Origin of the sequence: Alkalispirillum mobile, from assembly GCF_003664325.1 — a bacterium.
Classification (GTDB): Bacteria; Pseudomonadota; Gammaproteobacteria; order Nitrococcales; family Halorhodospiraceae; genus Alkalilimnicola; species Alkalilimnicola mobilis.
The window spans coordinates 274270-282562 of sequence record NZ_RCDA01000003.1; the positions used below are offsets into that span (position 1 = coordinate 274270).

9 protein-coding genes are annotated in these 8293 nt (G+C 60.2%); 4 read left to right on the forward strand and 5 right to left on the reverse strand.

The genetic code is table 11. The features are described 5' to 3' along the window. Nucleotides 1–380 precede the first annotated feature (380 nt). Nucleotides 381–2042: a glucose-6-phosphate isomerase gene (gene pgi / locus DFR31_RS11215; protein ID WP_170153675.1), complete on the reverse strand. Its 1662-nt coding sequence runs from the start codon at nucleotides 2040–2042 to the stop codon at nucleotides 381–383. 317 nt (nucleotides 2043–2359) lie between these two features. Between pgi and DFR31_RS11220 the strand changes: the two genes are divergently transcribed. The 3 genes from DFR31_RS11220 to DFR31_RS11230 all read left to right on the forward strand — a co-directional run bounded on the left by DFR31_RS11220 (nucleotide 2360) and on the right by DFR31_RS11230 (nucleotide 4611). Next, entirely contained in the window at nucleotides 2360–3712 is a 1353-nt protein-coding gene (locus tag DFR31_RS11220; protein ID WP_211328296.1) for a PQQ-dependent sugar dehydrogenase, read from the forward strand. A 111-nt stretch (nucleotides 3713–3823) separates the two neighbouring features. Beyond that, nucleotides 3824–4123 (forward strand): nucleotidyltransferase domain-containing protein, encoded by a 300-nt coding sequence (locus DFR31_RS11225; RefSeq protein ID WP_121442773.1) that lies wholly within the window; start codon nucleotides 3824–3826, stop codon nucleotides 4121–4123. Then, a complete protein-coding gene (locus tag DFR31_RS11230; RefSeq protein WP_121442774.1) occupies nucleotides 4120–4611 on the forward strand; it encodes a hypothetical protein in 492 nt (163 codons plus the stop codon). Before DFR31_RS11225 ends, DFR31_RS11230 begins: the two co-directional genes overlap by 4 nt. Nucleotides 4612–5069: 458 nt before the next feature. On the opposite strand, the gene DFR31_RS11235 is transcribed toward DFR31_RS11230, so the two are convergent. After that, nucleotides 5070–5903, reverse strand: coding sequence for a plasmid recombination protein (locus DFR31_RS11235; RefSeq protein ID WP_121442775.1), 834 nt, complete (start codon nucleotides 5901–5903; stop codon nucleotides 5070–5072). 477 nt (nucleotides 5904–6380) lie between these two features. Between DFR31_RS11235 and DFR31_RS11240 the strand changes: the two genes are divergently transcribed. Continuing rightward, nucleotides 6381–6758 carry a UvrD-helicase domain-containing protein gene (locus tag DFR31_RS11240; RefSeq protein WP_121442776.1) on the forward strand — a complete coding sequence of 126 codons (378 nt, stop codon included), beginning with the start codon at nucleotides 6381–6383 and terminating at the stop codon, nucleotides 6756–6758. A gap of 128 nt (nucleotides 6759–6886) precedes the next feature. Here DFR31_RS11240 and relB read toward each other — a convergent pair whose 3' ends face one another. The 3 genes from relB to DFR31_RS11255 all read right to left on the reverse strand — a co-directional run bounded on the left by relB (nucleotide 6887) and on the right by DFR31_RS11255 (nucleotide 7961). Beyond that, complete coding sequence (relB, locus tag DFR31_RS11245; protein WP_121442794.1) at nucleotides 6887–7111, reverse strand: type II toxin-antitoxin system RelB family antitoxin; 225 nt, start codon at nucleotides 7109–7111, stop codon at nucleotides 6887–6889. Nucleotides 7112–7185: 74 nt separating this feature from the next. Next, the gene (locus DFR31_RS11250) at nucleotides 7186–7665 is read right to left on the reverse strand and encodes a hypothetical protein (RefSeq protein WP_121442777.1); all 480 of its coding nucleotides are present in this window, start codon (nucleotides 7663–7665) and stop codon (nucleotides 7186–7188) included. After that, on the reverse strand, nucleotides 7662–7961 hold the full coding sequence (locus DFR31_RS11255) for a nucleotidyltransferase domain-containing protein (RefSeq protein WP_121442778.1): 300 nt from the start codon (nucleotides 7959–7961) through the stop codon (nucleotides 7662–7664). The genes DFR31_RS11250 and DFR31_RS11255 overlap by 4 nt, the downstream gene beginning before the upstream one ends. Nucleotides 7962–8293: the final 332 nt, after the last annotated feature.

Genomic DNA, 8293 nt, shown 5'->3' on the forward strand with positions numbered 1-8293 from the left:
AAAGGGTGGATGCCTGAGATGTAACGCTTTTAGGTTTGGCCTGTGGGATCATTAACACTTTCCTTTGAGGGTGGACGTTAGCGGTTCGTTGTCGAACAGAACTTCGTGCAGAGCTTTTCAGTCGGGCGTTCTCCGGATCCAGCGTCGCCCTCCGGTTCAATTTAAGGGGGCGTAGCCTACTTATCCTCGACGGAAAAGTTCAACTGTGGTTTTCTCTCAATCGGTGCCTATCGGATACCTTCTGCCTCACAGGTGGTTTATGTGCATTAAGTAGGGTGCAGCGGTTCAGATTCTTATGATCAGGTATTTCTTCTGCTGCTCTCCCCAATGGCGTTTTCGCACTATGGTTAAACTCCCCGCTCGGAGTTTACCGGGAGGAATTACCAGCGTGGGGAGCTGTTGTGGAGGTTTGGCGAGCGAAGTGTTTCAAGTGTTCCAGCCGTGCACTCATCCAGCCCGGGTGGTGTGTTGCCCCCGGGCGCAAGCGCCTGAAAATATTCGGTTGCCAGGGTTTTCCCGAATTCCACGCCGGGTTGGTCAAACGGGTTCAGGCCCCATAGTGCGGCCTTTACGAAGACTTTGTGCTCGTATAAGGCAAGGAGTTGGCCGAGGATCTCCGGCGTAAGCGCGTCCAACACCAACAAGTTGCAGGGCTGATTGCCGCGATAGCCGGGTACTTTGCTGGCATCGGAACTGCCGACGGCGGCGTCGCCCAATGTCAGAAGTCGTGCTTGGGCAAGGCAGTGGGCTTGGGTTAACTGGTGTTGCTCTTGTGTCTGGGGTGTCAGTGAGTCGGTGTCGCCGCGCTGTGGCGCGACGGCAACCATCAGGTCGGCACTGACGGTATGGCTGCCCTGGTGGAGCAGTTGATAGAAGGCATGTTGGCCATTAGAACCCACGTCTCCCCAGACAATGGGGCATGTGGCGTGGTCCAGCGGTGTCTTGTGCGCATCCTGCGTTTTCCCGTTGGATTCCATCTCCAACTGCTGTAGATAGGCGGGCAGGCATGCCAGACGCCCATCGTAAGGGAGCGCGGCGTGGGTCGGGATGCCTAGGTACTGCGCATTCCAGACAGCAAGCAGTCCGGCCAGCACTGGCAGGTTATCCGCCAATGGGGCGTTCAGGAAATGGCAGTCCATTTGGTGCGCGCCCTGCAGCAATCGCTGAAACACGGGCATGCCCAGCTGAGCGGCCACCACAAGGCTTATGGGCGACCAGACAGAGAAGCGGCCGCCGACGCAGTCACCAAGTAGGAGTTGATGGGCTGTGGGGATGCCGCATTCAATCATGCGGTCAGGGCGTGCTGAAACGCCGACCACTTGGGCCGCTATTATCTCGCGCTCCGGGATGTTGAGTTGGGTGCTGATCCATCCGAGGGCAGAACGAGCATTCGCGAGCGTGTCTGCTGTGGCGAAGGACTTCGAGGCGATGACCACAAGTGTGCTGGCAGGGTCCAGCTGAGCAGTCAGTGGGCCGAGTTGGGTGCCATCTATGGTTGAGACAAAGTGCGCCTTGATTGGGTTTGCCTGAGGCGTGGCAAATCCCTGCAAGGCTTCGCTGACGAGGCGGGGACCCAAGTCAGACCCGCCAACGCCAATGTGAATAATGTCTGTGATCGGCTTGCCGGTGGCGCCCAGCCATTCGCCGTGCTGCAGGGCGGTTACCAGCTGTGCCATGCGCGCCTGTTGCTGGTGAGCAAACCTGCAGGCTGATTCGGTGCCTGATAGCGGCGCCTTGTCGACTGGCCAACGCAAAGCGGTGTGCAGGGCAGGGCGTTGCTCGCTGCAGTTTACTGGTGCGCCGGTGACCAAGGCCTCGCGTTGCGCCGGCACACAGCGCTCGACGGCGCACTGGGTCAGTAGGCTGAGTACATCATCGTTGATTCGTTGCCGACTGAAGTCCAGCAGAAGGCCGCCGCTCGCCCGTTGGTATTTAGCGTGTCGGCCCGGGTCGTTTGTTAGCAGGGTCGACAGGGCGGGGATAGCCTGCGCCGCCCTTTTCAGCGCTGCTTTGGCTGGCCAATGTTGGGCCTGGCTTGACATGGGGATTGGGCTTTTTTGTTGTTGAGTGTGGCGAGCAAGCCCGGCATTCGGGCACGCTACCGCAAGGATGACATGCGTTGGCACGGCCATCCTTGCGGGTGTGCGACGGGTTGTGTCGTTCACGGAATGAACGAACGTCGGGATTAAATCATTGAATCGTGCTGCGCTGCAACTTGTTGGCCGCATGCGAAGTTGCGAGAGTCTGCGTGTGTCCCCCGGCCGAGGCCATTGCCCTCGAACTCGAGGAACGCTTGGTTGGGGCAGGCGCACGAATTCGCTCGAGTGCCTGACCGGGACAGTCATGTCGGAGGTACGCCGTGATCAGACGCCGTCGCTACCCACTATTTCTTCTGGTGCTTGGCACGCTACTGCTGGCCGGTGGCTGCGGTGGGTCCAGCAGCCCTGGCGACGGGGCGGAAGACGACGGGCAACAGGTCAGGGACGGCGTAGAGGTCGAAACCGTGGCGGACGGCCTGGAACACCCATGGGGCATGGCGTTCCTGCCGGGTGATGAAAATCTTCTGCTGGTTACCGAGCGCCCGGGGCGCCTGCAGTTGGTTGACCGACAAACCGGTGAGATGACCGAGGTGGATGGCGTGCCGGAAGTGGCTGCGGTGGGCCAGGGAGGGCTGCTTGACGTAGCACTGTACCCGGACTTCGGGCCGGGGCAGGAATGGGTTTATCTCACCTGGGCTGGCGCGAATGAGGATAGCACCGAGTACGCCACCCACGTCGGTCGCGGCCGGCTGGTGGGGGACACCGCGCCGCGGCTGGAAGATTTCGAGCTGCTGCACGTGGCCACGCCCTTTTCCAGCAGTACCGGGCATTTCGGTTCACGGCTGGTTTTCGACGACAACTGGCACCTGTATGTGACAGTGGGGGACCGCCGCGAGCGCGATGCGGCGCAGGACCTGGAGAGCCATTGGGGGAAAACGCTGAGGCTCAATCGCGATGGGTCGATCCCTGCAGACAACCCGTTCGTGGACGATCCAGACGCCTTCGATGCCATCTACACCTACGGCCACCGCAACGCTCAGGGCATGGCGGTGGATCCGGCCACCGGTCTGATCTGGCAGAACGAGCACGGCCAAAAGAACGGCGATGAGATCAATATCATCGACCAGGCGGGCGGCAACTACGGCTGGCCCATCGCAACCTGCAGCCGTGAGTACGACAGCGGCGAACCGATCGGTGACTTGCCACACGAGAACCCGGACACCGTGGATCCGGTGTTCTGCTGGGATGGCAGTGAGTACGACGATGGCCAAGAAGGCTTTCCGCCTTCCGGCATGGCGTTCTACGATGGCGAGAATTTCGACCAGTGGGAGACCTTGCCTGACTGGGGGCGCGGCGATCTGCTGATGGGCAACCTGGCGCACCAATACCTTGGGCGCTTCTCCCGCCTCGGTGGGGGGGTACCGATGAAGCGCGCCTGCTGCGCGATGAGGAATGGCGCGTCCGCGATGTCGCCGTGGAACCGGCTACTGGCCATGTTTACCTGTTGGTCGATGCAGACGACGCCCCGCTTGTGCGTCTGCGTGCGGCCTCACCCTGACCTGCTACTGCACGGCCTTCAGGGAGTTGACCACGCGGCCGCCGGCGCACATGCCGCCGGCGATCTGGGTCAGGGCTCCCATCCCACCTGGAATGAACGACGGGTCTGCTACTGAGCTGCGGGGGAAATCTCGGGGGCGTGGCGGGCAAGTGCTAGATTCGTTATCCTCAGCTTAATATTCTGCTCCCTGCACCCACCTTGCTCGACTTGGGTATACGGCACAGCCATGCGCCTGACCGACCGGCAAATTAAAATCATCAAAGAAGAGGTAGCCCGCATCCTAGGGTCGGATGCGGAAGTCTGGCTGTTCGGCTCCCGCGTGGACGACAACGCCCGAGGTGGGGATATCGACCTCATGATTGAAGCGGACGTTGATCCGGAAGAGGCGCTGCAGAGAGAATTACGCCTCTACAGCCGACTGATTCGCAGGCTTGGCGATCAACGCATCGACATCGTTATTCACCGCTCATCCGCGCCGCGTCTCCCTATCCATGAAGTGGCCATGGAAACGGGGAAGCGGCTATGAACGACACCTCGCCGGAACTGCGCAGGCTTGCACAGCTTTTGGACCTCGTTCAGAAGGAGGACGCGCACCTCCTCGCGGTCAGGGGGCGGCTAATTCCTAAGGGCACGATCATCGACATGCCTTGGCTGGAAGCGACTATCGCCGACGATATAGGGGCCGATAGACTGGAAGCATTCAGCTCCAGATTCTCGCGCATGCAGGATACGGTTACCGATAAACTGATCCCGCAACTGCTCGTTGCCGCTGGTGAGATCCCCATGGCAGCCATCGACAACCTGAACCGTGCCGAACGCCTTAACTTTATCTCGAGCAGCGACACCTGGCTCGAGATGCGCCGACTACGCAACCGGCTGGTACATGAGTATATAGACGACCTGTCAGAGATGTTGCCAGCGCTGAAAAAGGCCTACGCCTTCACGGACGAGTTGCACAATACCTTCAAGTCTATCGCAGACTACGCCCGCAGCAGGCTGGGCATAAGGGTCTGAGCAGGAGCACTGGCCGTCCAATCCAACAGGCTGCCGGGCTCGGGCTAGGTGGTGCTGTAAAGCCCCTGAAACTCTGGACACTCGTTTGCACTAATTTCACGCAGCCATGGCTGGCTCAGCCAGGTGGGCCGGTGTCTGATGGCCGCGGCGCTGGATGTACCGCCCCGGGGTGTCCCCCGTTTGCGAGATGCCCCGCAAAGTCGGATTATCCCCCTTATGTATGGAAGTACCCGCAAAGTGCTAGTTAAGGGGACAAAAATCGAGCGATCCAAGCTGTCCCCCTAAATAGCATTTAAGGGGTACTTTGATACATAAGGGGACAAGGATTGTCCCCTTAGATAGCGTTTAAGGGGTACTTTCATACATAAGGGGACAGGGTGCTGTCCCCTTATGTGTCATTTTCCGGGTACACCGCTACATAAGGGGACAAGCTCTGTTTAAGGGGACAGCGGCCGAAGTCACCGGCCGAAGTCCCTGCCCTTGGGCCGCTCGCGCCGCGTGATGGCGCGGCCGAGGTGGTCGGCCATGCGCTCTGGCACGAAGTCCTTGGCCACATCCGTGGGATGGCGCTCGGGTGCAATGGACTGGGCGTACAGCGCCTGGATGACGCCGGCCTTGAAGCCGGCCTGATACAGCTCGGTTTCCTGCGCGAGCTTCGGATTGCGCCTGAGCGCGATGGCTTGGCGTCTAGTCAGCCGGATGCCCTGGGGTTGCTCACCTTTGCGGGTCATCCCCAGGGGATGGCCGACGAGTTCGTAAAAAGAGTCCTGGAGTTCGTACAGATCCCGTTTTCGGCCGCGAAAAATGCTCCCCAGAGGCCATCTCTCGTTGTCGGTCTCCTCCTTGGCGGGGATGACCCAAACGTGAACGTGTGGGTGCGATTCGTCGTCGTGCGTGATCGCGTAAGGCACACGCGCCTTCTCGCCGAAGAAGTCATAGATCCACCCCACGGTGAGATCGCGCAGTTGCGAGACTTTTTCCGGGGTGGCGATCTCTCGCGGCATCGAGGCGATCACGGTTAGCAGAGCGACGGCCGAGCGCCGGAGGTAAGCGCCGTTGGCCTCTCTGCACTTGGCCATGGTGCTGTAGAGCCAGTCCCTGAACTCGTGTGGGGACTCCACGGGCGGATCGACGGGGTGAACCTCTGGCGGCTTGGCATCCTCGACATGAGGGCAATGCCCCGGTATGCGGAGTGCCTCTCCGATGATGGAGGATGCCGCGTGGGTGTCGCCCCGCTCCCGCTTGTAGCTTTCGACGTGCACGAATTGTGGTCGCTGTTGTGTGGCGGCCATCTCTACTCCTTATGGGTGTTTCCCGAACAGACTGGCATTGCTTCTCTAGGCAAATTTTGCGAAACAACTCATGCGAGTCAAGCTATGCGATACAAGGTGACAATCAGGGAGCTTTGCTTGGTGAGGCCGCACAAATCACCAGTCAGATGAGCCATGCTCGGGGTGAGCGGCGGCGCCGACAAGGCCGTGTAATACACGGTGTAATACACGGGCCTGGGGTGTCCTCCGGCGAGAGCGACTCCAGAGAGGGGTGTAATACACGGTGTATTACACATTGCGGAAAGGAAATATCCATCTGCGTCAAAGAGTTAGGCGCTTATGGAACAAACGTGTAATACACGGTGTATTACACGGGGCGCGGAGGACCCTGCAAGTCGCTGACTTAAATGGAAATTTCATGGTTGGGGTGTGTATTACACGGTGTATTACACGGCCTGCCGGTTGAGCGTTTCCCGTGGGAAACGGTGGAGGGCAAAGATGTTGGATGAGCGACAGTCCCAGGTACGCGACCATACCCACGGCCCACTGCTGGTCCTTGCGGTCGCAGGGTCCGGCAAGACGACCAGCGTGATTCATCGAGCGGCCCATCGCGTCGGCGACGGTGTGCCGCCCGATGAGATGTTGCTGCTCACGTTTTCGCGCAAGGCGGCGGCCGAGATGCGTGATCGCCTTGGCGGCTTGCTTGATACTGTCAGTGGTCGTTCGGCTGCCACTGGCACAGGAGCCAAAGAGTATCGCCAGCGCGATGTGCGGATGACGGTGTATCACACGCTGCCAGGTCTGTTCAGTCGGTGTGAGGCCGGGCTCGGGTCCTGTGATCAAGCTCAGCGGAGGGGTTTTCACGCTCTTAGCTAATATACATGCGCCACGATTAGCACATCGGGTGCTAGGGTTCCGCCTTCCGCAGCTGGCGATAAACGGCATTGCGGTGGGCTACGCGGACGACGAGCGCGCGGAGGTCTTTCTCGACGCGTTTGTCGAACTCAATCGTCCAACTCAAGCCGGCGCCTCATTTCGTCCATAGAGACCGTTTCTCCGCTTCCCTTGCGGTGGTCGATCAAGCGCTGTTCTGCCAGGTAGGTGTCTTCGAGGTCTTCCAGGTGCTGGATGATGGCCTCGCACGCGTAAAAGCTCTTGCTGCGGCCTGTGGCCTTGGCCAGAGCCGCCAAGCGTTTCTCGATATCTTCGGGTAGGCGTAAAGCCAGCATAGGTACGACCTCCGAACCGATGCTATACATGTATAGCATCGGCGTCGTCATCCAGCGGGGTGGGGCGTTTGTCGCTATACCCAGCCTCTCAGGCGGATATCCCGCAGCAGTCTCTCACCGGTTGTGACCAGGGTCGGCACCGCCTCGTGACCACTGTTAAGGGCATCAGCCAAGACCTTTGGGTCTTCGATGTACTCGTGGACCATCTGGTTGCGCAGTTTCCTCAGGGCAAACCAGTGCTCGGTTGAATCGATTAGCCCTTGGCGTTCTGCCTGGTCCAGGTTGTCCACGGCAAGGCCGGGGGCCTCTCCAGCGGCCTTGAGGTAAGCGGGGAGGAGCTTGTCGCCGATGGTATCCTGCAGCCGCCCGAACCGGCTGACGAAGGCCTCTACCCGTTCGGCCAGGTCAATGTTTTCGCCGAGCGTTCTGGCATCTTCCACGGTGAAGGGGCGGGGGAATAGTCGGTTATCCGTGATTTGCAGGTGATGGGATTCGCGCTCGACCACGCGGGCTAGGAATTGCAGGCGGGCTTTTTGGTCCTTGTCGAGGGTCACAGCAACACTCCTTGTTCCCTGGCCGTGTCATGGATGGTTTGCCGTTGCAGGTTGGGGGCGCTCAGCAGCACGTCGACCTTGCGGCCCCGGAGGGCTCGGCTGATGCGTGCCGAGAGCTGCGCGGCGAGCATGGCGGGGTTGTCCACCGGATCGGGCAGTTCCACCAGCAGGTCCACATCGCCCCCGCGGGCGTTATCATCCAGTCGGGATCCGAACAGTCGCACCCTGGCATTCTCGCCCGCCAGTTGCTGGACGGCCGTGCGGATCAAGGAGACTTGTTCTGGCGTTAGGCGCATGGGCAAATCCTAGCATGGCCGCGCACTTGCCCAACCAGCGGGGATTGGCCCCTCACTGTAGGCTTCCCCGTCACTGCGAGGAGGCGAAGCTGACGTGGCAGTCCATGCCGGCGCGCTGGGCAGGCGGGTATCGAGGTTCGCGTATTCTCACAACCGTGCAACTGACCGAGCCAACTCCTCAAAATCGACAAAGCGCTCTTTGCATTTGGCATAAACAATCTGCCAATTCACAGCTTCTTGACATCCTCCTCGCCCTGAAGGACGAGGATTCCTACCGCGCCGGTGCCGGCATCAAGCCGGCGCCGGTGGCCTCGGTGGGTTCCTGCTTCGCA

What these genes read in the sequence shown, in the direction of transcription:
- pgi (WP_170153675.1), bottom strand. Translation starts at nt 2,042, where the DNA reads ATGTCAAGCCAGGCCCAACATTGGCCAGCCAAAGCAGCGCTGAAAAGG.
- DFR31_RS11225 (WP_121442773.1), top strand. Translation starts at nt 3,824, where the DNA reads ATGCGCCTGACCGACCGGCAAATTAAAATCATCAAAGAAGAGGTAGCC.
- DFR31_RS11230 (WP_121442774.1), top strand. Translation starts at nt 4,120, where the DNA reads ATGAACGACACCTCGCCGGAACTGCGCAGGCTTGCACAGCTTTTGGAC.
- DFR31_RS11235 (WP_121442775.1), bottom strand. Translation starts at nt 5,903, where the DNA reads ATGGCCGCCACACAACAGCGACCACAATTCGTGCACGTCGAAAGCTAC.
- DFR31_RS11240 (WP_121442776.1), top strand. Translation starts at nt 6,381, where the DNA reads ATGTTGGATGAGCGACAGTCCCAGGTACGCGACCATACCCACGGCCCA.
- relB (WP_121442794.1), bottom strand. Translation starts at nt 7,111, where the DNA reads ATGCTGGCTTTACGCCTACCCGAAGATATCGAGAAACGCTTGGCGGCT.
- DFR31_RS11255 (WP_121442778.1), bottom strand. Translation starts at nt 7,961, where the DNA reads ATGCGCCTAACGCCAGAACAAGTCTCCTTGATCCGCACGGCCGTCCAG.